A 25,162-nucleotide genomic window follows, 5' to 3' on the forward strand; every position below is an offset into this window, starting at 1 on the left:
GCACCATACAAATTACTTTTTTGTTATTAATTTCTTTTAAACCAACACTCTCAAAGCCATATTTCAAATATAGTTTATAAGCCTTGTCATTAAACTCAAAAACCTCAGCATATATCTTTTTACACATAAAACTTTGAATGAATAATCAACAATTACATTCATCAATATATGACCAGCTCCTTTAACACCAGGTTTAGCATAAAGTCCCATGTGTAGACTATCACTTGGCGTAATTTGTGTAAAATCCACAACACCTATATCATTATTTTCTTTTCTCACAACAAAATACTTTTTATCATCTCTATTAGATAGACTCTCAATAAACCTTAAATGATCCGAAAGCTTTATTTCTTCTGTACTATACATATTATTACGAATCAATGGGTCATTACGCCAAGATAGAACTTTAACACTTTCGTCGTAATTTAATTCTGTGAAATTATATAACTCAACACCAAAAGTGTATTTTTGAATATATTTTTCTAACTGTTTTTGATTAAATCCATCAATAGTATCATAACCTTCCCGTTTTAAGTATTCAAGCATGTCTTTTTGATTATCCGCTGTTTTAATAGCTATAATTGGCAACCCCATAAAACATACTTCATTAACTGTGACACTAGGCGTTACAATAGCAAAATCACTCTCATGCATTAATCTTGCTATTTCAGTAGAATTAATATATAAGTTAACCCAATTTTTATCTTTACAGTAATCTACCAACTGTTCTAAATTTTTATTTGCTGTTGTTGTCACTAAGTTTACTTCTATGCCGCCAACTTCGCTAATAGCTCTCAATATTTCTATATTTATATTGCTATGATCGGCTCCACCCATAGCGACAAAGACTTTAGGTATTATATTTTTAGGTTTAGACTTATTTTTATAATCATAAAATTCTTGTCTCAGTAAAGTATACTTAGAGCCACATCTCATTTCACAATATTTAGGAACTAAACATTTATATTTATTTTCATCAGCACTAATATTATGATTTAAAAGAATATCACAATAATGCCTCTCATAAGTATCATCTAAAACCATAAGCTTGATATAAGGATATTTTTCCTTAAAAGCTCTTTCAAAATCATAACCTAGATTATAGCTATCTAGAATCACTATATCAGGGTTCAGTTTTTCAACTACTTTGATAAACTCGAGTAAGCTATTATCTCTAATAATCTCAACACTATAACCCGATTCTATAATCTTGAAGTTAATATTACCAGGTAAGTCTCTTGTTACAAAAGTTACATCATCAAACTGAGTTGCTAATACAAGATCTCTCATGATATGACCAGTGCCAATACTTGATGAAGAATCAGCTCTGATTATGGCTTTCATAGCTCTAGTATTTAATTATATTTTCTAAATACTGGCTTAACTGGGCTTCCAACCAAATCTTTAGCTACAGTATCGTTATTAATTGATTCAGCGAGTGCCTTTAAGCTTTCATCAAAAGCACTAGTTGTAGAGTTCACCTCATAATTCTGATGAGAATAAGAAGGTACTATAGCTTGCACCAAAACACCTCTTTTTATCATCTCTTGCTGAAACAAAGTTCTTAAATAATTGTCTTTAAAATAGAAATACGGTCTACAATCAACCCCAACTAATGAAGTATAGTTATCAATGGCATATTTTTTAGCTAATTGATTGTATGCATCTTTCATTTTGGCTCCTACACCCCATATGTGCTTAGTCACTTGATAATCGTTTTGGTTTAATATCTCTATAGTTTTTTGTGCCGCTCTTAAATGGTGCGTTTCTCCACCATAAGTCGTTGAAAGAAGGAAAACCCTTTCTTTATCATGATCTAATCCACCCAGTTGCATTATCTCTTTTTTACCCACCAACGCTGAGATAGAATAACCATTTGCCATAGCTTTTCCAAATGTAGAAAGGTGTGGGGTTACTCCATACAAATACTGAGCACCTTTAGGGTGAAACCTAAACCCACTTACAACCTCATCAAATATTAATACTATTCCTTCTTTTTCACATATATCTTTTACTGCTTGGAGATATCCCGGTATAGGCTCATCTGTAGCGGCAGGCTCTAATATAACACAAGCAATTCCTTTAGCCTTATATTCATCGATAACATCTTCTAAACTTTTTATATCATTAAATTTGAATCTTTTTGTCTTCAATTGTGTTTCTTTAGTAACTCCAGAGCTTATATCAGTATTACCTATAAACCAATCATCTATCGAAAAAAACGGTTGATCCACACATCTTAAAACCAATTCTTTACCAGTATAAGCTCTTGCAAGTTTAACAGCAGATGTGGTTGCATTAGAGCCATTCTTTGCAAACTTAACCATTTCAGCTGACGGAATTTGTTCACATATAAATTCAGCAACCTCTGCTTCAATAAAAGATGGTCTAATAAAATTAACACCATTATCAAGCTCCTTCTTAATGACATCAACTACTGGTTTGTATGCATGTCCCAATATCACAGATGTAAGACCCATACCCCAATCAATAAATTCATTCCCATCCACATCCCAAACCCTAGCACCAATACCTTTAACTATTGAATGAGGACTTAATTCAGGAAACTGATCATCTCCTTTACTATATGTATGAGCACCACCAGGAATTAATGAAGCAGCCTTTTTTCTCAAAATATTTGATTTCTTAAAATTATTTATCATTTATTAATCCTAAAATATAAACATCAACCCACGACGAATCACAAAAGCATTCTGCTTTTTTGATTCCTTCGATAACAAAACCAACCTTTTCAAGGGCTCTTAACGAACCTATATTTCTATCATACACACCCGCACATATCTTGTGCAGGCCCAGTTCATTAAACCCATAGTGAACAACAAGCGATATGGCCTCTTTAGCAAGTCCTCTACCCCAGAATTCCATATCTCCAATAAAAAAACTAACATCCGCCTTCTTATGGTAACTATTTATAGGACCAAGTTTTATATTTCCTATATGCTTATCTGTCGCACGATCACAAATCGCGAAAATAAAACTATTACAATCAGCATTAACATTACTAACAAATTTCTTTATATCATCGATAGAATGATGAGTAAACCTTGTTTCCATATATGCATTAATAATCTTATCATTCATCCAGCTGTAATATGAATCATTCACATCGCTTTCAAGCAAGCTTCTTAGATAAATATTTTTACCAAATAAAGTTTTCACAAAAGATCCTCTTTTAATGATTTCAAATACCCTTCATTCCTTACGATAGAAGAATTTATCTCTAACAATTCTATATTTTGTTTCAGAAAAGAAACAATATCTTCAAATGAAAAGTATGTTGACCTAAAGTGATTGAATATACTATTTATTAGAGCAAAATCCTTATCTTCATCAACTGTTAATCTCCACTCAGGATATACTGGCTCTCTATTTAATCGATCAACTATCAAGTCTCCACAGTTTCTAATATATGGTGTTACATGCTCTAAATCTGATTTTTTTACAGCATTACTATATGCGAATTTCAAAGCCTTATAGCTAAAAACCTCAACATCAAAGCCATCAGGATATACTGGATACACAGAATTTGACAAGTAGTCACAAGAACTACTATTAAAAGCATCTATAGCTTCATCTATTATTGCTGCATCATGAAGAGGACAATCTCCCGTAAGCCTGACCACAACATCCTCATCACTTAAACCCATTAATTCAGTTGCCGCATAAAAACGACCTAAGACATTATTTTTACTTCCCCTGAAAACATTAAATCTCTGTTCTTGAACTATCTGAGACAGTAGATCATCACTATGTTCATCACTTGTTACTACAACTAATTCATCAATATTTCTAGATAGCTCAACCCTTTTGAGCTGATGGATTATCATAGGTTTCCCTATAATCTCTTTTAATACCTTTCCAGATAGTCTACTGGAGTCAGATCTAGCTTGTAGTAGTGCAATACATTTTCTTTTCACTTTTACCACCTCGTCGGCATATATATATTCTCACTTATATTGCTAAATTTTTCTATAATATATCTAAGCAACTCATCACCCAATGGCTTTATAGCATTGTATTCAGCAATATTGCTCTTAGCCTGGTCAATAGTATCACAGCCAAATAATAGTATAGAGTTTTTTGCAACCGTTTCAACGAAACTTAAAGCTAGCTGATGCCTAGATAGATTATTTTCAGATGCTATATATTCTAATATCTCAATATATTTCTTTGCACTATCAAGATTTCTCGGAATATCTTTTTTATCCATAAGTAATAAGCCTTGCAAAAATACACTCCTAATAAATATTAGCTTGTTTTTTTGCTTAGCTCTCTCAAACCAGTTCTCTGCAATAGCTCTTTGATCAAAAATATTAAAAGGAAGCTGTATAATATCAACAAGATCGCTATTTAGAGCCATGTCAAAATCTTCTTTGGAATATATAGATACTCCAAAGTATTTTAAATAGCCATTAGCTTTAGCAAGATTAAGCTGTGTTTCTAACAAAGCATAATCTTTGTAAAAAATATCCATATCATGAAGCAATAAACCAAACAAAGACTGTATATTTAATCTTTGTAATGAATTTTGAATACTTTCATCAAAACTATCTATAAAAGCATCTGATTTAATTTTAGATACAATAAAGTTATTACCATGCAAAGCTCTACCTAAAACCTCTTCAGAGATGCCATAAGCTTGGGCAGTATCAAAACAATTAACCCCTTGTGAAATGACATAGTCAACGATATCATTGACTTCTATTTGAGTTGGTTGGCCTTTTTGATTTGCAACTCCATAGTTAAGACCAAATTGAACAGTTCCTAGAGAGAGCTTAGATATTTTATTATTATGAAATGTCACATATTTCATAACAGGATCACAAAGCCTCTTTTAATACTTTGACAATCCATTGAATCTGCTCATCTGTCAAATCCGGATACATAGGTAAACTTATCGCCCCATTATAATATGCTTCTGCATTAGGGCAGTATCCTTTCTCGAACCCCATTTTTTGGTAGTAAGGCTGCAAATATACAGGTATATAATGAACATTAACGCCTATACTATTAATACGGAGATATTCAAACACCACTCTTCTCTTGTTAGCTGGAACAACTATCGGATATAGATGCAATCCTGAATAGCTTTTGTCAAACTGATGTGGCAAAACAACTTCTGAACAATTAGACAATAGCTTCTCATACTTCGTTAATACAGCATGTCTTTTTGCTACAAACTCATCAAGCCTAGACATTTGTGATAGACCAAGCGCACACTGCATATCTGTAATACGATAGTTGTAGCCTAAATCTATCATTTGATAATACCAAGGACCCTCTGACTCTTTTGTCATTAGAGATTCATCTCTAGTCATCCCATGAGTTCTCAATAAACCTATCTTTGCTGCTAGCTCACTAGAACTTGTCATCAGCATACCGCCTTCTGCAGTAGTCACGATCTTAACGGGATGAAAACTAAAGATTGCAATATCAGAATATTGACAAGATCCTATTGGCTTATCAAGGTATCTACCACCAATAGCGTGAGCTGCATCTTCAACTATCGAAAAACCATATTCCTTTGACAACAAGTGTATCTGTTGCATATCACATGATTGTCCTGCAAAATGTACTGGGACCACTACTTTTGGTAGTTTACCAATCTTTTTTGCCTCAATTAACTTGTGTTCCAAACATTCAACAGACATATTATAAGTTCTAGGACAAATATCGACAAAATCAACATCAGCACCACACATAACAGCGGCATTAGCAGTAGCTAAAAATGTATTTGGAGATGTCCAAACAATATCACCCTTACCAACACCTAATGCCAGATATGCCAAGTGTAATGCACATGTTGCATTTGCTACAGCAAAAGCATATTTAGCTCCGCAATACCTTGCAACAGACTCTTCAAAATTAGCTACCGCTGGTCCCTGTGTTAAAAAATCTGACTTTAGAGTATCTACTACAGCCTCAATATCATCTACAGATATATTTTGTCTACCATAAGGGATAAAATCCATAATTACATCCTCACCATCATTTCCAAAAATGACTTATGTGTTAACCACTCAGTATTATTTCCAGAATTATACTCAAAGCCCAGCTCTACAGGACTACCAACTTCTCCTAACTTATTCTTCGTAAAGTCAGCCTTATGAGCAAATTGAATAGTAGGACAAAGTACATAATGATCATCAAATTCCAGTGTTAAATGAGAATCATCAGATGGACACATAATCTCATGAAGTTTTTCTCCTGGCCTGATGCCAACAATTTTATGTGGTAAATCTGGAGCCATTGCTTTTGCAAGCTCTGTCATATACATAGATGGAATCTTAGGTACAAAAATCTCGCCACCTTGCATTCTTTCAAAATTCTTGAGTACAAACCTAACACCCTCTTCTAATGTAATCAGAAAACGAGTCATTTTCTCATGTGTAATAGGTAGCTCTGTAGCTCCTTCATCTATTAACTTCTGAAAAAAAGGTATAACAGAACCTCTACTACCAAGCACATTACCATAGCGGACAACTGCAAATCTAGTTCTTCTTGATCCTACCGTATTATTAGCTGCCACAAATAACTTATCGGAAGCTAATTTTGTTGCACCATATAAATTGATAGGGTTAGCTGCCTTATCTGTAGATAGTGCTATGACTTTTTCGACATTATTTGACAATGCTGCCTTTATGACATTCTCTGCGCCATGTACATTAGTCTTGATACATTCCATAGGATTATACTCAGCTGCTGGAACCTGCTTCTGAGCTGCTGCATGAATCACATAATCAACACCGTGCATAGCTTCTTTTAATCTTTCACAGTCCCTAACATCTCCAATAAAATATCGCATACAAGGATCATTAAATTCTTGAGACATCTCAAACTGCTTCAGCTCATCTCTACTAAAAATTATTATTTTTTTAGGCTTATACTCAGATAATAATATCTCAGTGTACTTCTTACCGAAGCTACCAGTACCACCAGTTATTAAAATCGCCTTATTATCAAACATTTTTAATTTTCTCCAGTTATATCTCTTGTATAAACTTTTTTCATCACATCAGATAGTTCATCACTAAGTCTATTGGCAACAATAATGCTTGACTTATGTTTAAATTCAGATAAATCATTAATTATATCAATGCCCCAAAAATCTGTGGTTCTAATAGTAGGCTCATATATTAGCATATTTACACCATCACTTTTTAATTTCTCTATAATACCTATTACCGCTGAAGCTCTATAGTTATCACTACCGTTTTTCATTATCAGTCTATAAATACCAACCACTTTTGGCTTTAGCTTCATAATTTGCTGATATATATGCGTTTTTTTAACTTCATTAGAATCTACTATCGCATTTATAAGACTATTAGGAATACCTTTAAAGTTTGCTTTAAGCTGTTTAGTATCTTTTGGGAAACAATACCCTCCATAGCCAAAACTAGGATTATTATAATGTGAACCTATACGAGGGTCAAAGCTCATACCACTTATGATCTCACCTGTGTTTAGTCCATTATACTCTGCATAAGTATCTAATTCATTAAAATACGATACTCTCATAGCTAAGTAAGCATTAGAGAATAGTTTAATAGCCTCAGCCTCCGTAGATCCTGTATACAATATAGGTATGTCTTTTTTTATTGCTCCTCTAGCCAATAAACCCGCAAAGGTTACAGCCTCATCAGAATTAGAACCCATTATTATCCTACTTGGATATAAATTATCGTGCAAAGCTTTACCCTCCCTAAGAAATTCTGGGGAAAATATTACCTTATCAAAATTAAATTTACTTTTTACTGACAATGTATAGCCCACAGGAACTGTTGATTTAATTATAATAGTTGCTTTTTTATTTATCCTAATAATATCTTGTATGACACTTTCTATGGAAGATGTATCAAAACAATCATTTTCAACATTATAATCCGTCGGGGTTGCCACTACTACATAATTAGCATTAGCATATGCTACTTTCTTATCTGAGGTCACTTTAAGACTCAGCTCAGCCTCTCTCAAATATCTAGCAATATCTTTATCTTCAATTGGTGACAATCCTTCAGATATTTTTTTTAAACGGATCTCGTCTATATCGTATGCCACAACATCATTATGCTGAGAAAGTAGCACAGCATTAGATAGACCAACAAAACCCAATCCTACTATTGTTATATTCATTGCTCCGACTTACCTACATTACCTAGATTTTTTCGTTCATAAACCAAATTCCCAAAAACCTTGTTAATAAAACCTATTCTTTTAGCTATTAACTTTATAAGCGGATTAAATAAACCAACCAGATAAGTTTTTTTACCTAACATTCCTTGCCTATAATTTTTTATAAACTCAGAAGTACAAAAGTACTTATCATCTTGTGGCATAAATATCCCATTTTCATTATTTTCAACAATTTCCTTTAATTGTTGAGACAATTTATCAACATGCAACACACTTCGCTGATTCCTTATATTAGGGAATATAAAAGCATATTTTGCCAGTTTTTTTAAAAGCATATAATTACCAGGACAATTATCACCATAAATCGTAGGTGGTCTAATAACTGCTATTTTAAAATTTTCTGACTCAAGTTCATAAAGTCCTAATTCCGCTTTGTATTTACTTATACCATAATAACTTTTAGGTTTTGGCATAGTATTGAGATTAATAACAACATCCGTAGCTAAGCTTCCTTCCTCACCATAAACAGCCATGGTACTAAGAAAGATGAAGTGACTAACCCCACTTTTCTTAGCTTTTGTTGCTAGCTCAATAGTTAAATCCCTATTTACTCTCAAATATTCCTTAATATCAGCTTTTTTCTGGGAATTATGCACAATTGCAGCAACATGTAATATCGCATTATATTTAGAGAAATTTAAACCTTTCCAGCCATGATCTCTTAAGCTAATTTTATCAATAGCAAAATCATCCTTACAAAACTCAGAAAACGAGTTCCCTACATAACTATTTAATCCTGTGATTAGCATTTTATTTTTCATTTTGAATATTTCTTATTATGTTTTTTTTCAATTGATAACGCTAAATTCGTAAACATCTTTTATAGCAGAGGCTAATTTTCTATCTGCTGTAACTATACATCAGCATAAATTGGATTTATCGGCCATAATAGCATATGGTAACTTTAAAGCTTTTTCTGCCTAAAGTTTACGATTTTTTGTATTAATTCATGGTCCCATGCAAGAGTTGCATTAGCATCTAAAAAATATTTATTTCCACTCATCTTTTAATTTTCCTTGTTCATCCACGACACCACATTTCCAAGATAATTTACCAGCAACATCAATTTTAAACTTGAGCCGACATGAATATAAAAAGCAACTAACTTTCTTTTAAAGAAAAACTCCACATCCATACTAAGAAACTATAAACTACCCACCATTCGGCAACTTTGAATTTGAAGCTAATAATTCCCATTAAAAATAGCGGTTTAACTATCAAAATTTTTATTAGACCAAATCCGATGACTAAAAAAACGGTAGCTAGCCTTAAATTTAATATTTTCTTATAAATAATAGATTTCGCATATTTTCTTTCTATAAGTGTATAGCAGCTTTGACAAATAAATATTAGCACAAAGAATACACCTGAAAATAAAGCATGTGTTTTCATTAGCATGGCTCTTCCATTATCAGAGTAATCAATTAAGGCCGTAGAGAAAATAAGTGATACTGAAGCGATGCATCCTAGATACATTATAAATTGTGCTTTTTTTGTTTCTTTGCCATCACTTAGTTCAATAAGCCTGTCTTTAAGAAAAATCACCATTAAAATAATCACAGGAGCTGCTGGTATTAAGCACGCATTAAGTAGATACATCGTGTATTGATAGTGTCTACCAGATCCTGTGATATCTTCACATCCTGAAATAAAAGGGTTACAGAGGTTACTAGAGCCATAGTTGGCAGCTAATATATATCCAACAATAAACGAAATGCCTAATATAATCGCAGTAAATCCTATTATTTTTTTAGGTTTTATTGTTACATAGTCAATAGTCATAACAAATAGAATAAATTAAAATTGGATCATTCTAACATAGAATATAGGTTTCATAAACAAAAAAAGAATGAAGCAATATAATTACATTTCAATATTTTTGCGAACAAAGACCCACATTCTAAACCGAAGTGCGACAAGTATTTAATACTACATTCCTTTCAACTATTTTACAACCTTGAGACCATAATCTAAGTTTCATAAAACATTCTTATTTAACATTTAAAATTATCAATTATTACAAATCCTCTTTCTTACCAAGAGAACCTGTACCACCCTCAACTACACCTTTTTTCTTAAAAACCGAAAAAGCTGTCAGAAAAATACACTTCAAGTCAAACCATGTACTTTTATTTGCAACATACTCACCATCAAGTTTAGCTTTATCAAGTATTGGCAATTCATCCCTACCATTAATCTGTGCCCAACCAGTCAGTCCTACAGGCACAGCATTTGCCCCATACTTATCTCTCTCAGCAATCAAATCATCTTGATTCCACAATGCAGGACGCGGTCCTACAATACTCATCTCTCCTTTTAATATATTTATAATTTGTGGTAATTCATCTAAAGATGTTTTACGTAAAAAACCACCTACTTTGGTAATACACTTACTTGGATCTTGAAGCATATGCGTGGGCATATCTTTTGGAGTATCAACATACATAGTTCTAAATTTGTATATTTGAAAAAGCTTTTTATTCTGACCTATTCTTTTTTGTTTGAAAAAAATTGGCCCTTTTGAATCTAATTTTATAAATAAAATAATCAATAAAAAAATAGGGCTTAAAATTATTAGTCCAACCAAAGATAGAGAAAAATCCAAAAACGTTTTAATGGTTTTATACATAATTAATGAACCTCACACAAAATCTCGTAGCACCCAAGTATACCAGATTTTAAATTTTCTGGTATTCTATTCAAATCAAAAAGTAAAATCCTTTTTACTTTTTTCTGCTTGAGTCTCGTTTAGATTTGCTTGAATTGATTACAGATGTGTTTTAATAAGAGGTAAAGCTATTGGGACTATGATAGAAGTAATACCAATACCAACAACCCAATATAAAAACGCTTGCATTCTGTCTATTCTTTTATCAACTTGCTCAAAGCGTTGATTGATACTAGTTTTTAATTCACTAAACTTGGCATCTACATCATTTCTTAATCTATCTATATCAACTCTCGTTTCAGCAACAACATCATGAGTGATCTTATGAGCCATAAGATTAATATACTCTTGCTGACTTAGACTGATATTTTTATCATCGCTCATATTAAATTAACCCATGTGTTTGTTTTGTAATTATTATATATTAGTATATAGCGTATAAGCAAATAAACCTTCTTAATAAATTCTTATGTCGTTGATTACCCGGATAAACAACTATAGTATTGCATTATAATTAATTATTAAGTCTATGCTCAAACTCTGGCACAATTTTCTTTAATATCTCCACCTTATCAGAGTTTTCTTCCATTAATGAATTTATATCAGTGTTCAGAATATTAATATCATAAAAAGTTCTTCTACCTATAAATATATCTTTATAGTCTGTTCTGACATCGTTCTCATCTATAAGCAATTCTTCATAGAGCTTTTCACCTGGTCTTAAACCTGTAATTTTGATTTCGATGTCTTCTCTTCCAGCTAATTTTTTAAACTGTCTAGCAAGCTCAATTATTTTAACAGGTCTACCCATATCTAAAACAAAAACTTCTGAATTTTTTGCTATTGCTCCTGCTTGAAGCACAAGCTCACAAGCCTCTGGTATTAGCATAAAGTATCTTGTAATTTCAGGGTGGGTAACTGTTAGAGGTCCACCATTCCTAATTTGTCGCTCAAACTTTGGTATCACACTACCACTACTTCCTAAAACATTTCCAAATCTAACTGCAGCAAGCTTAGTTTTTTTAGGATCAATATTTTGCAAATATAACTCACAAACACGCTTAGTAGCTCCCATAACATTCGTAGGACGTACAGCTTTGTCAGTAGATACAAAAATAAAAGCTTCAACCTCGCATTCTATAGCTAAATCTATAGCAATTTTAGTACCTAGAATATTATTTTGTATTGCTTTGCTAATATTTTCCTCAACTATTGGAACGTGTTTATACGCTGCAGCGTGAAATACTATTTGCGGCAAATACTTTTTAAAAACTTTTCCTAGATCTTTCTTATCGCACACTGAGCAAAGCACACTTTTAACATTAGCTGACTCACACTCCTCTGTGATTTTATATAAATTAAACTCACTGTGATCTAATAAAATTAGTTGTTTTGCTTTATATTTTATACATTGCCTAACAATCTCAGAACCTATACTTCCACCAGCTCCTGTAACCAAAATTGTTTTATTTTTTATAAAATTAGAAATACTTTGAGTATCTAAATTTTTAGAGTCTCGTGAAAGCAAATCATAAACAGAAACAGGCTTTAGTTGCGACATAAAACTTTTATCTTGGAGTATGTTTTCCAGAGATGGCATAATTTTAATTTGCTTAAAATCCTTATCTAAACCCTTGTAAATCTCTTTGGTAGTTTTATTTGCTGTACTTGGTAATGCAATAACTAATAAATCAAATTTATGGGAAAGTAATTTTTGTTTTAATTGATCTCTAGATAAAACCTTTCTACCATCTATGCTACGCTTCTGTAAAGACTCATCATCATCAACGAAATATTTAACTTTATATTCTGTAGCTGCAAATTCCTGAGCTATCTTTGTACCTGCACTACCAGCACCATATATAACAACATTTTTAGTTTTTGCTATAAAACTTCTATTTGTAAGGTACCAGTAAGAATACACACTTATATTTGTTAAAAGTAAATAGAATAAAAATTCCGAAAATACCATAGCAAAAGGTATTTTATGATAAAAAAGTATAGCTACTATTATAAAAACTGGTGTATTGACAAAAATTTTTCGTAAAAATGTCTTTTGTGTAGATTTACGCCAACTAGCTATATAATCTCTAAATAACAATAAAGAGAATAAGCACCTTAAACAAACCATAAATACAAAAAAATAGAAAAAACATAAACCTATAGGCTTCTTAAAAATATAAAAAGTCCAACTTATTGTTATAAAACTTAAAAATATTACTACCAAAAAATTAAGTAATCTCTTATCTCGTAAAAATAACATAAGGATAAAATACACAAAAAACGTAAAGCTGATTATAGCAACAAGCTTAAGTTTTATGAACTACAATCTAGAGATAAAATCTGCTATTTTCTTATAAGAGACTGACTCTAAAGTCCTAATATTCTGCAAATACCAAGATACCCAAAGCTCTTTTATCAAAAAAGTTGCTTTGATAACATCATCAGAACTTGCACCATATGGATTACTAGTTATTTTTTTTGCTAATTTATTTTCTAATTCATCAACTTCTATTTGATAAGCTCTGTCTCTTTGTAAATTTGCTTTTGCTTTTTCTAATCTACTATCTAAAGCTTGGATATAGTACCTATATCTTTGCAAATAAATTAATGGTACAGATAAAAAATCATCCGTGAATAATTTATCTAACTCTTTTTTTATATCCGCATATAATTGAATAAAGTTTAAAGGTATTTTTTTAATATTAAGCTTTTTATCAAGCTGGTTTTTAACTTTAAATATTTCTGATACTAGTGATTCAATTTGAGCTTTATTAGTCTCAAAATCCTCTAAACCAGATTTGTAAAACTCCACAAAATGATCTTTTGTATAAGGTAAGCCTATTCCTTCGTCACCCTGAACTTTTTTCAGGATCTCACTACTATTTTTATCGCTGCACTTAAAAGATCCCCAATCTGAGTCGGGAATGACATCATTATTATTTTGCTTTTGTCTATCAGTTTCCCTTCGGTACGAAGGAGTGAATTGCGTAGCAAGACGGGGGAGTTGATTATCAAAAAAACTTATTTCTATAGCTTTAGTGATTATCTTATCATTAGAATCTTTAAGCTTAATTGACATAGATAGACTAGCCAAATCATTATTTTTAATACTTTTCTCTAATTGGCTTTGTAGTCTTAACTTGACTAGTTTAATTAAAGCTTTTTTCATACATAAATTTGCTTCTTGCTGTGTTGCTTTATAAGAAAGCTTAATCCCATCTTTAAACTCTTCTAGACAATTATAAACCCTAACATCTACACCATACTCTTTAATTTGCTGCTGCTGAGTTATACTACCAAAATCCCAATCATAGTAAACTTTATCATCAGACTGTTTATTAGTTTTATACACAAAATCTTTAAACTTAAGTTTTAGCTTATCAAGGTCTTTATCTATAGCCAAAACCTTACCCACTTCATCAACAACCTTTATATTTAAAATAAGATATTTATCTAGCTCTTCATCTCCCCAAGCACTTTCATCTACAACAAAACCAACTATCCTAGTTATGTGTCTTGCTATGGCTGATTTTAATGGTCTATATCTGTCATTCTCAAAATCGATAGACTCAAATATAGCCTGAGCATAAGTTGGTACAGGGACACAATTCTTACGGATATTTTTTGGTAACGCTCTTAGTAAAGCAACGATTTTATCATATAAAAAACCATATACCCCCCACTCCAATACTACTGGATCAATATCATTTAGAAAAATCAATGGTACAGTAATAGTTGCACCATCTCTCTCATCTAAGGGATTAAAATGGTACTCCAACGGTAAGTGTATATCACCTGCTGTTAAAACATCAGGATATTTTTGTTGTGTGATATCTTTAGCATCATGCTGCATCAAACTTTCTAAGTCAAAGACAAATTTTTGCTGTTCTTCTTTAGATATATCTTTAAGCCATTTATCAAAATTTACACCATCAAAGACATTCTCTGGAATTATATGGTCGTAATGCTGATACATTTCATGCTCATCAACTAAAATATCTTTTCTACGTGACTTATTCTCAAGTTCTTCTACCTGACTTATTAATTCAAGGTTCTTATTGTAAAAATACGCTTTGCTTTCAAAATCACCATTAACCAAAGCCTCACGAATAAAAATTTCTCTAGCATGTTCTGGGTTTATCCTTGAGTATTGTACCGCTCTTTTAGAAATTATCTCTAAACCATAAAGTGTTGCTCTTTCATTAACAATTACAGATCTGCGCTTTTTACTCCAAACTGGCTCATCATAATGTTTTTTAACAAGATGTGAAGCCAAACTCTCTAACCATTCTGGTTCAATGCTTGCGACATTTCTTGCATATGTTTTTGTAGTTTCAACGATTTCTGAACTTACGATCCATTTTGGTTTTTTCTTAAACTGCGAAGACCCTGGAAATATAAAAAATTTTAAACCCCTTGTACCTAAATATTCTACTCCTTCGTAAATTTTGCCGATATTACTTAAAAAACCACTAGCTATAGTTTTGTGTAAACTTTCATAGTTTAAATCGCCTGTTGATGCTAGCTTCCATTTAAACCCATGAACAACTTCAACAATTTGCCTATAAATATCACTCCACTCACTAAATCTAACTGGAGATATAAAGTTTTTTCTGAAATATTCTTTTTTCTCTTTATTGGATAGTCCTTTAAGCTCTAAATTAAGCCTATTCGCTAAATTTAAAATAGCTATAAAGTCTGAAGATTTATCTTTATCAACGCTATGTATTTCATCTGCTTTTTGCTGAAAATTTAGAGGTCTCTCTCTAGGATCTTGGACGCTTAAAAAGCTCGCTATTGATATAACTTCTTTTAAACAATTTTGCTTATGACCTTCTATTACTATCTTAGCCAATTTAGGATCTAAAGGTATAATAGCCATTTTTAGGCCATCGGCTGTGATTTTAGGGGTTGAAAATTTAGGTTCAGAAATAGCTTGTAGTTCAAATAATAGTTTAAATCCATCTTTTACAAATCTAGAATCTGGAGGATCTATAAATGGAAAATCTTGGATATTACCTAGCTTCAAAGATAGCATCTGTAAAATAACAGAAGCTAAATTTGTGCGTAAAATTTCAGGATCTGTAAATTCTTTTCTAGACAAAAAATCATCTTCACTATACAGCCTAATACACACACCAGCTGATAATCTACCACATCTACCAGCTCTTTGGTTTGCACTAGCTTGGGAAATTTTTTCTATCGGTAAACGCTGCACCTTGGTACGATAGCTATACCTACTGATTCTAGCTAAACCAGAGTCTATTACATATTTTATTCGTGGTACCGTTAGGGATGTTTCAGCTACGTTTGTAGCTAAAATAATTCTGCGTGTAGAATCATCAGGGTTGAAAATTTTATTTTGATCTTTATTTGATAATCTAGAAAATAAAGGTAATATTTCTGTAAATCTAAGCTGTTGTTTATTTAGATAAGCTAAAGTTTCATGAATATCCCTTTCTGTTGGCAAAAATACTAGAATATCACCTTGCCCTAACTCTTCAACTGCATAAAGGATTCTTTCCTGTAAAGAAAGCTCATTAAAAGCTTCATCACCTTGGTAACGTATTTCTACAGGATACGTTCTACCACTAATAATAATGTCTTTAGCTTTTGGAAAATAATTAATAAACTTTTGGTGATCTATAGTTGCTGAAGTAATAATAACTTTCAGATCAGGTCTAAAAGGTAGAATCTTCTTTATACACCCTAGTAAAAAATCAATATTTAAGCTTCGCTCATGTGCCTCATCGATAATTATTACTTCATATTGAGAAAGATATTTATCATTTTTAATTTCAGCTAAAAGCACGCCATCTGTCATTACCTTTATTAAAGTATTTTCATCAGTTTGGTCAGAAAAACGGATTTTATAAGAGACTTTTGATTGATCGCCTATCTCTGTTGCAACCCTAGCAGCAATTGATCTAGCAGCTAACCTTCGTGGTTGAGTATGCCCAATTAATCCTCTTTTACCTAAACCCAAGTCCAAACATATTTTGGGCAACTGTGTTGACTTACCTGAACCAGTCTCCCCAGCTACTACAATTACCTGGTTTTCTTGGATCATTTTCTTTATATCAGCAACTTTTTCAGCTACAGGAAGATCTGGGTAAGTAATTTTGGGTAGCTTTATAGACTCCACTTCTAATACAAGAGCTTTGAGCTGTTCTAGTAAGGAAATTTGCTTGTCCTTGCCCTTCCTAAAAGCAACAGTATATTTGCCCCGTAGTACTGTAGGTATCTGGTTTATTAAATTATAAAATTGACTATCAGACATAATTTTACTTAGTTTCAGTATAAACAAAAATGTTTAAGTTAACTTATGGTCTGAGAATTTCTATACTCAACAATAGCTTTTTTAATTATAACTTTTACAAACACTCCCAATAACCCTATAAAGATTGATAACAATACTCCTACAACTAATATTTGAAGCTTTGATAACTTAGAACTTTTATCATAATTAATATCGCCAAATTTAATTACATTTGGTTGGAGACTATCAAGTTGTAATTTTAAAGTTTTTTGTGAGTCTACAAGTGAAAATATCTGTTTTTGATAACTATCAATACGGTTAACATAACTGGATAATAATGTTTGTCCATCTAATCCAGATAATCTTTTCTGGGAAGATAGTTCTTTTAGATAATCTTGATTTTGTTTGATAAGGTCACTATAGCGGGTTATATACTCATTATTAGCGTCAATGTTTCTTTGAATATTATCTCTCCAAATCTGAATTTGTCTTTTTACTATGATAGATTCAGAGAAATCCTTCATAAGCAAATTATATAAGCGTTCTACTTCTTTTTTAGAATCAAGTGGCGCGCTTACAACCAAAGAAAAGAAAGTCATTTTATTTTTATTTGCAACCAAAATCTCGATGTCATTTAAAAGATTATTATTAGGATCAGCCTGTTGTACGCTTGCAAGAATATTATTTAATATAACATCTAATTTAATTTCATTTACTATTCTAACTTCACCTTGCACACTCAAATAGAATGGCGGCGCTATCATTTGTTCATAATTATATTTAGGGATATAAATAAAAGTGTAACAAACCGTAAGTGCAATACCCATCAGAAACATCAATAGAAAAGTTTTAATATTCTTAAATATCGCGATTATAATTTTAGTTAGACTAATTTCTATATATTCATCTTTTTTAACTTCTGACATTTTCACTCCTATACTTTAGTCAAAATATTATTGAAAGTTTTACTTGGCCTCATCACACTACCAAGCTTACTAGACTCTGGTAAATAATACCCACCTATATCAACCTTTTTACCTTGAACACTAGCTAACTCTCTAACAATTTTTTCTTCATTAGCTTTTAGCTCTTGGTAAATTGGTTCAAATTTAGCTTTTAACTCTTGTTCTCCATTTTGCTCAGCTAATGCTTTTGCCCAATAAAAGGCTAAATAAAAATGACTACCCCTGGTATCAAGCTCGCCAACCTTACGGCGAGGTGATTTATCGTTATCTAAAAAGTCTTTATTTGCCTGGCCTAAGCCCTCAGCAAGAACTTTAATTTTAGGATCTCTAGTCTTGATCGCTAAATCTTCTAAAGAAGCTCCTAACGCTAAAAATTCCCCTAAAGAATCCCATCTTAGATGATTTTCATTAATTAACTGCTCAACATGTTTAGGAGCTGAACCACCTGCACCAGTTTCAAATAGCCCACCACCAGCAAGAAGTGGTACAATAGAAAGCATCTTAGCACTTGTACCAAGCTCTAAAATAGGGAAAAGATCTGTCAGATAATCTCTTAAAACATTACCTGTGACAGAAATAGTATCTTTACCCTCTTTCATCCTCTTTAAAGAGTATTTTGTAGCTTCAACTGGTGAAAGTATTTCGATATTAAGACCTGTTGTATCATGTAAAGTTAAATACTCATGTACTTTAGCAATGAGATTTCTATCATGAGCCCTCTTAGCATCTAACCAGAAAATAGCTGGATTTTGTGTAACTTTAGCTCTATTAACAGCTAGTTTAACCCAGTCTTTAACCGCTATATCCTTAGTTTGGCAAGCTCTCCAAATATCGCCCTCTTCAACACCATGTTCAAATATAACATTATCTTCAGCATCTATAACTAACACTTTACCATCAGCCTGTATCTCAAATGTTTTATCGTGTGAACCATACTCTTCTGCTTTTTTAGCCATCAAACCAACGTTTGAAACATCACCCATAGTTGCAACATCAAAAGCTCCATTCTCTCTACAAAAACCTATAGTTGCAGCATACACACCAGCATAACATCTATCAGGAATCATAGCTTTTATATCTTGAAGCTGGCCATTTTTATTCCACATCTTTCCAGATGAACGAATAGCTGCTGGCATGGATGCATCAATAATTACATCACTTGGAACATTTAAGTTTGTAATACCTTTGTCTGAATTAACCATAGCAATATCAGGTTGCTTAGTAAAAACTTTTTCTATATCAGCATTTATTTTATCTTGAAGTTCTTGAGGAAGTTGTTTTATTTTCTCAACTGCATCACCCCAGCCATTACGTGGATTTACGCCTAACTCTTTAAATTCTTTTGCATATTTTTTGAACACATCTTCAAAGAAAATCTCTACTGCATGGCCAAACAAGATTGGGTCAGAAACTTTCATCATGGTTGCTTTTAAATGTAAAGAAAGTAATGTGCCCTCTTTTTTAGCGTTTTGTATTTCTTGTTTATAAAACTCTCTTAGAGCTTTTGCAGAAATTTTAGTTGCATCAATGATTTCTTTTTCTTCTAATTTTAAGCCTGCTTTTAACACAGTTTCTTTACCCTTGTTATCAATATGAACAATTTTCACAGTCATTGCTTTAGGTACTATATAAGATTTTTCATTTGCGTAAAAATCATTATCAGACATACTTGCAACATGAGATTTAGAATCTTTTGTCCACTCACCCATAGAATGTGGATGCTTTTGAGCATAAGCTTTAACAGCTGCAGCTACACGACGATCAGAATTACCTTCTCTTAAAACTGGGTTTACAGCACTTCCTAACACTTTTGAGTAGCGACTTTTTATTTCTTGCTCTTTTTCATCTTTAGGCTCAAACGGATAATCAGGGATATCATACCCTTTTGTTTGCAGCTCTTTTATAGCTGCTGTTAGCTGCGGTACAGAGGCACTTATATTAGGTAATTTAATAATATTAGCATCTGGTGTCTTTGCTAGCTCACCTAAAATAGCAAGATCATCAGAACATTTTTGCTGGTCTGTCAGATAATCATTAAAATTAGCTAATATACGTGATGCCAATGATATGTCTTTTGTCTCTAAAGCAATATCCGCTAGTTTAGTAAAACTTTGAGCTATTGGTAAAAATGAGCCAGTTGCTAATGCTGGCGCCTCATCAGTCATTGTATAAAATATTTTATGCATAAGAAATCTCCATAAATAGACAAATTTAACTTTTAAAATACTAGCATAAAACTAGTAAGTGTTTAATATTTTAGCAATCTTATCCTCTGATCTTGCTACAACAGCAAAATCTTTATGCTCAATAATTGGTCTTTCTAATAGTTTTGGATTTTCAGCTACTATTTTTATTAATTGTTCTTCTGAATATTCATTACCTTTAAATTTTTCTTTCCAAAGCTCCTCTTTAGTACGGATGATATCCTTTATAGAAAGCTTAAGTTTTTTTAGTAGCTCTTTTAACTCCTCTGCAGTCAATGGATTATCCAGGTACAAACATACATCGTAATTTATAGCTTGTTGATCTAAAATCTGCTTAGCTTGGCGTGATTTTGAACATTTTGGATTATGATAAATTTTCATAATTAGTTTTTATATAATCAGACTATTTTAGCCATATTATATAATATATAGCGCCTAAAAGCTAAGTGTTACAAATCGATCTCTTTACACGACAAAAAACTTTACAAACTTTTACATCCACATTCATGTTTTTTTAAAATATAGCGGCACTTTGATGATAAAATAAATAAGTATGTCGCTGTAGCTTACGCAGTAAGCAGCGAAACCTATCTTATTTTATAACAAATAATCCTTAGATTTGTTAAACATCTAGTATATAAAAGTATACAAACATTTTAATGACAAACATTATCTAATCCTTTAATATGTAGTTAGAGCTACTCTGCAAAGATTAAGCTCAATGATATAAAATTTGATCATTTACTTGTTAAAAAAGATAGGAGTTTTATGATATCTAAGTCAAATTATAAGAATTACCCTAAAGAAGTTCCAAGCCATATCAAGATCCCTGAGATCACTTTAAGTGATATGCTTAAAATAGTAGTTGAAAACTTCTCTTCTCGTGAAGCTTTTATATGCCAAGGTCAAAAACTAAGCTTTAAACAAGTTGATGAATATTCCGATATATTTGCAGGATACCTACAACATAAATGGAGAGTAAAAAAAGGTCAACATATTGCCATTATGTTACCAAACCTACTACAGTTTCCCATTATAATTTTTGCGTTAATAAAATTAGGCTCTGTATTTATTAATATAAACCCCTTATATACTAGCCAAGAAGTCAAAGGTATTTTAAAAGACTCAAAAGCTACAGGTATTATCGTTCTTTCTTCTTTAGCACATACTGTTGAAGCTATCGCACACCAATGTGATGACCTTAAACATATGATGGTCACCAGTATTGCTGATTTATATTCATTCCCAAGAAAACAAATAATTTCTTTTGTAGCCAAATATATTAAAGGTATGAAAGATAAATATTCAAGAGACAAATTTGACATATTCAGCGATGCTATAAATGCAGGATTTGTGCCAGATTATTCTCAAATAAAGGTAAGCCCTAATGATATGGCCGCTCTACAGTACTCCAGTGGCACAACAGGTACACCTAAAGGAACCATTCTTCTACATAGAAATATTGTGGCAAATGTATACCAAATAAGAGCTTGGACAGATGGTTTTGCTATTGATTTGAGTAAGCAAATAGTTATCGCAGCTTTACCTTTGTATCATATATTTAGCTTAACTGCTAACTTATTTACTTTTTATTTTTCTGGGGCTGTACAAATTTTAATCCCAAATCCTAAGAATATTCCTTCTTTAGTTAGTCAAATGGTAAAGAGTAATTTCACAACTATTTTTGGCGTAAATACATTGTATATAGCTTTATTAAATAACAAAAAATTTAGAAAGAGTAAGTTTGCCAACTTTAAACTTTCTATAAGCGGAGGAATGTCAACTACAGAATCTGTCGCAAAAGAGTGGGAAAATGTTACAAGCGTACAAATAAAAGAAGGTTATGGTTTATCTGAAATGTCTCCTGTGGTTACTGTAAACCCCCTTGATAATGAACCTTTTAATAATACTGTAGGTTTTGCTTTACCAAATACCAATATATCAATACGTGATGATAAAGGTAATGAACTATCTCATAATGAAGTTGGGGAGATTTGGGTTAGCGGTCCTCAAAAATCTCCTGGATTTTGGAGTTTACCAGAAATTAATAAAGAACATTTTACTGATGATGGCTGGTTAAAAACAGGAGATATGGGATACCTTGATGAATTAGGACGCTTGGTTATATCAGGAAGGATAAAACATATGATCATTGTTTCAGGATTCAATGTTTTTCCTAAAGAAATCGAGTTAGTCCTTGTTGATAAACAAGAAATACAAGATGCTGCTGTTGTAGGTATATCTTCAATAGAGTCTGGCCAAGTACCAGTAGCTTTTATAGTACTAAAACCAAACCAAAAATTAACAGAAAAAGAAATTATCTCTCACTGTGCTACCAAGCTTGCTCACTACAAACTACCAAGAAAAATTATTTTTAAGGATGAACTTCCTAAAAATACAGTTGGAAAAATAGATATTAAATCATTACAAGAAGAAGCTCAAAAATACCGATAGAAAATTTTTGTGTTTTTTATTTAAGGAGTTAAAAAATGTTAAATAGTATGCTTAATGTATTATACAAAAAAGCTAGAAAATCAATACCTACAATTTCTAAAACTGAACAAACCGCATTAAATGCTGGTGATAGCTGGTTTGAGAAAGATGTCTTTCAAGGCAAGCCTGATTTTGAAAAACTACATAACTTACAGAAATTTAGCTTATCCGAAGAAGAAAAATCTTTTTTAGAAAATGAAACTACACAGCTTTGTGACATGTTAGATGATTGGAAAATCAATTATGAAGATAAAGATCTAACAGCAGAAACTTGGAATTTTATAAGAGAAAAAGGCTTTTTAGGTCTAGTTACTAGCAAAGAATATGGAGGCAAAGGTTTTTCAGCAGCTGCACACTCAGAAATAGTCATGAAAATTGCGACAAAAAGTGTTACTGCAGCAATCACTGTCATGGTACCTAATTCCTTAGGTCCTGGAGAGCTTCTGCATCATTACGGTACAGATGCGCAAAAAAAATATTACTTACCTCGTTTAGCTGCTGGTCAAGAAATCCCTTGCTTTGCTCTAACAGGTCCAACTGCTGGTTCTGATGCAACATCTCTACCTGATAAAGGAGTTGTTTGCTATGGTGAGCATAATGGAAAAAAAATCCTAGGTATTCAGCTAGAAAATATTAATAAGCGTTATATCACGTTAGCACCTGTTGCAACCTTAGTAGGTTTAGCGTTCCAATTACAAGATCCTGAAGGTTTATTAGGCGGTGTTGGTGAAGAAGGTATCACTTGTGCATTATTACCCCATGACCACGAAGGTTTAGAAATTGGCAAACGCGGCTTTCCATTGGGTCAGGCTTTTATGAATGGCTATATTAAAGCCAAAGAAGCTTTTATTCCTATGGATTGGATTATTGGTGGGCAAAAAATGGCTGGCGAAGGTTGGCGAATGCTAGTGGAATGCTTATCTATTGGCAGATCAATTTCTTTACCTGCGTGTGGCGCAGCTAATACCCTTATGTCAGCTATAATTACTTCTGCCTACAGCAATGTAAGAGAACAATTTAAAGTACCTATCGCACAGTTTGAAGGTATCCAAGAGAAATTAGCTGAAATTGGTGGTTTGGCATATTTAGCAAACGCAACTCGTGAATTTACTGTATCTGCTGTTGACGCTAGTATTTCACCATCAGTTGCCTCTGCTATTGCTAAATATCATTTAACTGAAATGGGTCGTATAACCATTAATAATGCTATGGATATTCATGGTGGACGAGCAATAATTATGGGAGAAAACAACTATTTAGCTATTCCATACATGGCAACACCAATAGGTATTACTGTTGAAGGTGCAAATATTTTAACACGTAACTTAATGATCTTTGGACAAGGGGCTATGCGTTGTCACCCATATATACATGCTGAAGCTGAAAGCTTGATGAATTCAGATGAAAAGCTAGGTCAAAAAGAGTTTTCTACTCTTATAAAGAAACATATTTATTATACACTTAGTAACAGTTCTCGAACCCTCTGGTATAGTTTAACGGGAGGAATTACTGCTAAAGGATATCAAAGTAAGTTTAAGCGCTATTACAAATATATTACCCACATGAGCACAGCGTATGCGTATATTAGTGACTTATCGCTTATTGTCTTAGGTGGAGGATTAAAACGCAAAGAGAGATTATCTGCGCGTCTAGGAGACATAATGAGCTATTTATATATGGCTTGTGCTGTATTAAAATTCTACAAAGATGCAGATGAGCCTGAAGGTGATGATGCTTTTGTACATTGGAGTTTACAGTATTGCTTATACCAAGCGCAACAAGCTATGCTGGATTTATTTAGAAACTTTCCAATTAGACTTTTAGCTTTAAAAATGAAATTTTTTATATTTCCTTATGGTAAAAAGTTCAAAAAACCTTCTGACAAACTTGAAGCTGAAATCTGTAAAGAACTTTCTACAAATAGTGCGACACGTAACTGGATGAAAACTAAATGCTATATCCCAAATAGTGATCAAGACCCAACTGGTAGAGTTGAAAACGCTTATCTAACAACTTTAGAGACTATGCCGATTAAACATAAGATTGTACAAGCTATCAAAGACTGTAAAATACCACAAGCAACTTGGACAGCAGTGATCGAAGATGCTTTTGAGCAAAAAATTATCACTCCTGATGAGTTAAATACAGTTAAAGAAATGTTAGCTAAGGTTAATAACGTCATCCAAACCGATGAATTTGATGATTATGCTTTAGGTCCTAAAAACGCACATCCTGAATGGAAGAAAGAATAGTAACGTAGTTGACGATGACAACCAAAGTTCTAATGTACTGGTTTTGCATGTATTAAGCTATAACTTACGGATGAATTAGCCTCTTTGAGACTACTCCACCT

At 32.4% G+C, this 25,162-nt stretch carries 19 protein-coding genes; 2 read left to right on the plus strand and 17 right to left on the minus strand.

Translation table 11 applies throughout. The features are described from left to right. Positions 1-63: 63 nt before the first annotated feature. The 17 genes from pseG to arsC form a co-directional block, all read right to left on the minus strand. Positions 64-1,344, minus strand: a complete 1,281-nt coding sequence (gene pseG / locus SD28_RS06735) for a UDP-2,4-diacetamido-2,4,6-trideoxy-beta-L-altropyranose hydrolase (RefSeq protein ID WP_069774107.1) — start codon at positions 1,342-1,344, stop codon at positions 64-66. Positions 1,345-1,355: 11 nt separating this feature from the next. Continuing rightward, the gene (locus SD28_RS06740; RefSeq protein WP_052251897.1) at positions 1,356-2,663 is read right to left on the minus strand and encodes a glutamate-1-semialdehyde 2,1-aminomutase; all 1,308 of its coding nucleotides are present in this window, start codon (positions 2,661-2,663) and stop codon (positions 1,356-1,358) included. Then, entirely contained in the window at positions 2,653-3,180 is a 528-nt protein-coding gene (locus tag SD28_RS06745) for a GNAT family N-acetyltransferase (protein ID WP_039125304.1), read from the minus strand. The genes SD28_RS06740 and SD28_RS06745 overlap by 11 nt, the downstream gene beginning before the upstream one ends. Beyond that, positions 3,177-3,938: a cytidylyltransferase domain-containing protein gene (locus tag SD28_RS06750; protein WP_039125306.1), complete on the minus strand. Its 762-nt coding sequence runs from the start codon at positions 3,936-3,938 to the stop codon at positions 3,177-3,179. The genes SD28_RS06745 and SD28_RS06750 overlap by 4 nt, the downstream gene beginning before the upstream one ends. Positions 3,939-3,940: 2 nt before the next feature. Then, entirely contained in the window at positions 3,941-4,834 is an 894-nt protein-coding gene (locus tag SD28_RS06755; protein ID WP_039125308.1) for an aldo/keto reductase, read from the minus strand. Positions 4,835-4,841: 7 nt separating this feature from the next. Beyond that, a complete protein-coding gene (pseC, locus tag SD28_RS06760) occupies positions 4,842-5,993 on the minus strand; it encodes a UDP-4-amino-4,6-dideoxy-N-acetyl-beta-L-altrosamine transaminase (RefSeq protein WP_039125310.1) in 1,152 nt (383 codons plus the stop codon). 2 nt (positions 5,994-5,995) lie between these two features. Continuing rightward, entirely contained in the window at positions 5,996-6,988 is a 993-nt protein-coding gene (gene pseB, locus SD28_RS06765; RefSeq protein ID WP_039125313.1) for a UDP-N-acetylglucosamine 4,6-dehydratase (inverting), read from the minus strand. 2 nt (positions 6,989-6,990) lie between these two features. Continuing rightward, complete coding sequence (locus SD28_RS06770) at positions 6,991-8,157, minus strand: nucleotide sugar dehydrogenase (RefSeq protein ID WP_039125316.1); 1,167 nt, start codon at positions 8,155-8,157, stop codon at positions 6,991-6,993. Continuing rightward, positions 8,154-8,978, minus strand: coding sequence for an NAD-dependent epimerase/dehydratase family protein (locus tag SD28_RS06775; RefSeq protein WP_052251898.1), 825 nt, complete (start codon positions 8,976-8,978; stop codon positions 8,154-8,156). The genes SD28_RS06770 and SD28_RS06775 overlap by 4 nt, the downstream gene beginning before the upstream one ends. 340 nt (positions 8,979-9,318) lie before the next feature. Next, on the minus strand, positions 9,319-9,999 hold the full coding sequence (locus tag SD28_RS06780) for a hypothetical protein (RefSeq protein WP_039125318.1): 681 nt from the start codon (positions 9,997-9,999) through the stop codon (positions 9,319-9,321). A gap of 235 nt (positions 10,000-10,234) precedes the next feature. Continuing rightward, positions 10,235-10,846 carry a sugar transferase gene (locus SD28_RS06785; protein WP_096334713.1) on the minus strand — a complete coding sequence of 204 codons (612 nt, stop codon included), beginning with the start codon at positions 10,844-10,846 and terminating at the stop codon, positions 10,235-10,237. A gap of 138 nt (positions 10,847-10,984) precedes the next feature. Then, entirely contained in the window at positions 10,985-11,269 is a 285-nt protein-coding gene (locus SD28_RS06790) for a hypothetical protein (RefSeq protein ID WP_039125322.1), read from the minus strand. Between the two features lie 130 nt (positions 11,270-11,399). Continuing rightward, positions 11,400-13,148 (minus strand): polysaccharide biosynthesis protein, encoded by a 1,749-nt coding sequence (locus tag SD28_RS06795; RefSeq protein ID WP_039125325.1) that lies wholly within the window; start codon positions 13,146-13,148, stop codon positions 11,400-11,402. Between the two features lie 60 nt (positions 13,149-13,208). Continuing rightward, positions 13,209-17,168 carry an ATP-dependent RNA helicase HrpA gene (gene hrpA, locus SD28_RS06800; protein ID WP_039125326.1) on the minus strand — a complete coding sequence of 1,320 codons (3,960 nt, stop codon included), beginning with the start codon at positions 17,166-17,168 and terminating at the stop codon, positions 13,209-13,211. Between the two features lie 38 nt (positions 17,169-17,206). After that, entirely contained in the window at positions 17,207-18,073 is an 867-nt protein-coding gene (locus SD28_RS06805; protein ID WP_039125327.1) for a Wzz/FepE/Etk N-terminal domain-containing protein, read from the minus strand. An 8-nt stretch (positions 18,074-18,081) separates the two neighbouring features. After that, positions 18,082-20,298 (minus strand): NADP-dependent isocitrate dehydrogenase, encoded by a 2,217-nt coding sequence (locus SD28_RS06810; protein WP_039125329.1) that lies wholly within the window; start codon positions 20,296-20,298, stop codon positions 18,082-18,084. Between the two features lie 51 nt (positions 20,299-20,349). Then, positions 20,350-20,697, minus strand: a complete 348-nt coding sequence (arsC, locus tag SD28_RS06815) for an arsenate reductase (glutaredoxin) (protein WP_039125331.1) — start codon at positions 20,695-20,697, stop codon at positions 20,350-20,352. A gap of 387 nt (positions 20,698-21,084) precedes the next feature. On the opposite strand from arsC, the gene SD28_RS06820 reads away from it, so the two are divergent. Both SD28_RS06820 and SD28_RS06825 read left to right on the plus strand, forming a co-directional pair. Then, a complete protein-coding gene (locus SD28_RS06820) occupies positions 21,085-22,770 on the plus strand; it encodes a long-chain-fatty-acid--CoA ligase (RefSeq protein WP_039125333.1) in 1,686 nt (561 codons plus the stop codon). A 47-nt stretch (positions 22,771-22,817) separates the two neighbouring features. Beyond that, positions 22,818-25,061, plus strand: a complete 2,244-nt coding sequence (locus SD28_RS06825; RefSeq protein WP_039125885.1) for an acyl-CoA dehydrogenase — start codon at positions 22,818-22,820, stop codon at positions 25,059-25,061. Positions 25,062-25,162: the final 101 nt, after the last annotated feature.

Origin of the sequence: Allofrancisella guangzhouensis, assembly GCF_000815225.1 — a bacterium.
GTDB lineage: Bacteria > Pseudomonadota > Gammaproteobacteria > Francisellales > Francisellaceae > Francisella > Francisella guangzhouensis.

Excerpts from the sequence above, each read along its gene's own strand:
- pseG (WP_069774107.1), bottom strand. The coding sequence starts at position 1,344 with ATGAAAGCCATAATCAGAGCTGATTCTTCATCAAGTATTGGCACTGGT.
- SD28_RS06740 (WP_052251897.1), bottom strand. The coding sequence starts at position 2,663 with ATGATAAATAATTTTAAGAAATCAAATATTTTGAGAAAAAAGGCTGCT.
- SD28_RS06755 (WP_039125308.1), bottom strand. The coding sequence starts at position 4,834 with ATGAAATATGTGACATTTCATAATAATAAAATATCTAAGCTCTCTCTA.
- pseC (WP_039125310.1), bottom strand. The coding sequence starts at position 5,993 with ATGGATTTTATCCCTTATGGTAGACAAAATATATCTGTAGATGATATT.
- pseB (WP_039125313.1), bottom strand. The coding sequence starts at position 6,988 with ATGTTTGATAATAAGGCGATTTTAATAACTGGTGGTACTGGTAGCTTC.
- SD28_RS06770 (WP_039125316.1), bottom strand. The coding sequence starts at position 8,157 with ATGAATATAACAATAGTAGGATTGGGTTTTGTTGGTCTATCTAATGCT.
- SD28_RS06775 (WP_052251898.1), bottom strand. The coding sequence starts at position 8,978 with ATGAAAAATAAAATGCTAATCACAGGATTAAATAGTTATGTAGGGAAC.
- SD28_RS06780 (WP_039125318.1), bottom strand. The coding sequence starts at position 9,999 with ATGACTATTGACTATGTAACAATAAAACCTAAAAAAATAATAGGATTT.
- SD28_RS06785 (WP_096334713.1), bottom strand. The coding sequence starts at position 10,846 with ATGTATAAAACCATTAAAACGTTTTTGGATTTTTCTCTATCTTTGGTT.
- SD28_RS06790 (WP_039125322.1), bottom strand. The coding sequence starts at position 11,269 with ATGAGCGATGATAAAAATATCAGTCTAAGTCAGCAAGAGTATATTAAT.
- SD28_RS06795 (WP_039125325.1), bottom strand. The coding sequence starts at position 13,148 with ATGTTATTTTTACGAGATAAGAGATTACTTAATTTTTTGGTAGTAATA.
- hrpA (WP_039125326.1), bottom strand. The coding sequence starts at position 17,168 with ATGTCTGATAGTCAATTTTATAATTTAATAAACCAGATACCTACAGTA.
- SD28_RS06805 (WP_039125327.1), bottom strand. The coding sequence starts at position 18,073 with ATGTCAGAAGTTAAAAAAGATGAATATATAGAAATTAGTCTAACTAAA.
- SD28_RS06810 (WP_039125329.1), bottom strand. The coding sequence starts at position 20,298 with ATGCATAAAATATTTTATACAATGACTGATGAGGCGCCAGCATTAGCA.
- arsC (WP_039125331.1), bottom strand. The coding sequence starts at position 20,697 with ATGAAAATTTATCATAATCCAAAATGTTCAAAATCACGCCAAGCTAAG.
- SD28_RS06820 (WP_039125333.1), top strand. The coding sequence starts at position 21,085 with ATGATATCTAAGTCAAATTATAAGAATTACCCTAAAGAAGTTCCAAGC.
- SD28_RS06825 (WP_039125885.1), top strand. The coding sequence starts at position 22,818 with ATGCTTAATGTATTATACAAAAAAGCTAGAAAATCAATACCTACAATT.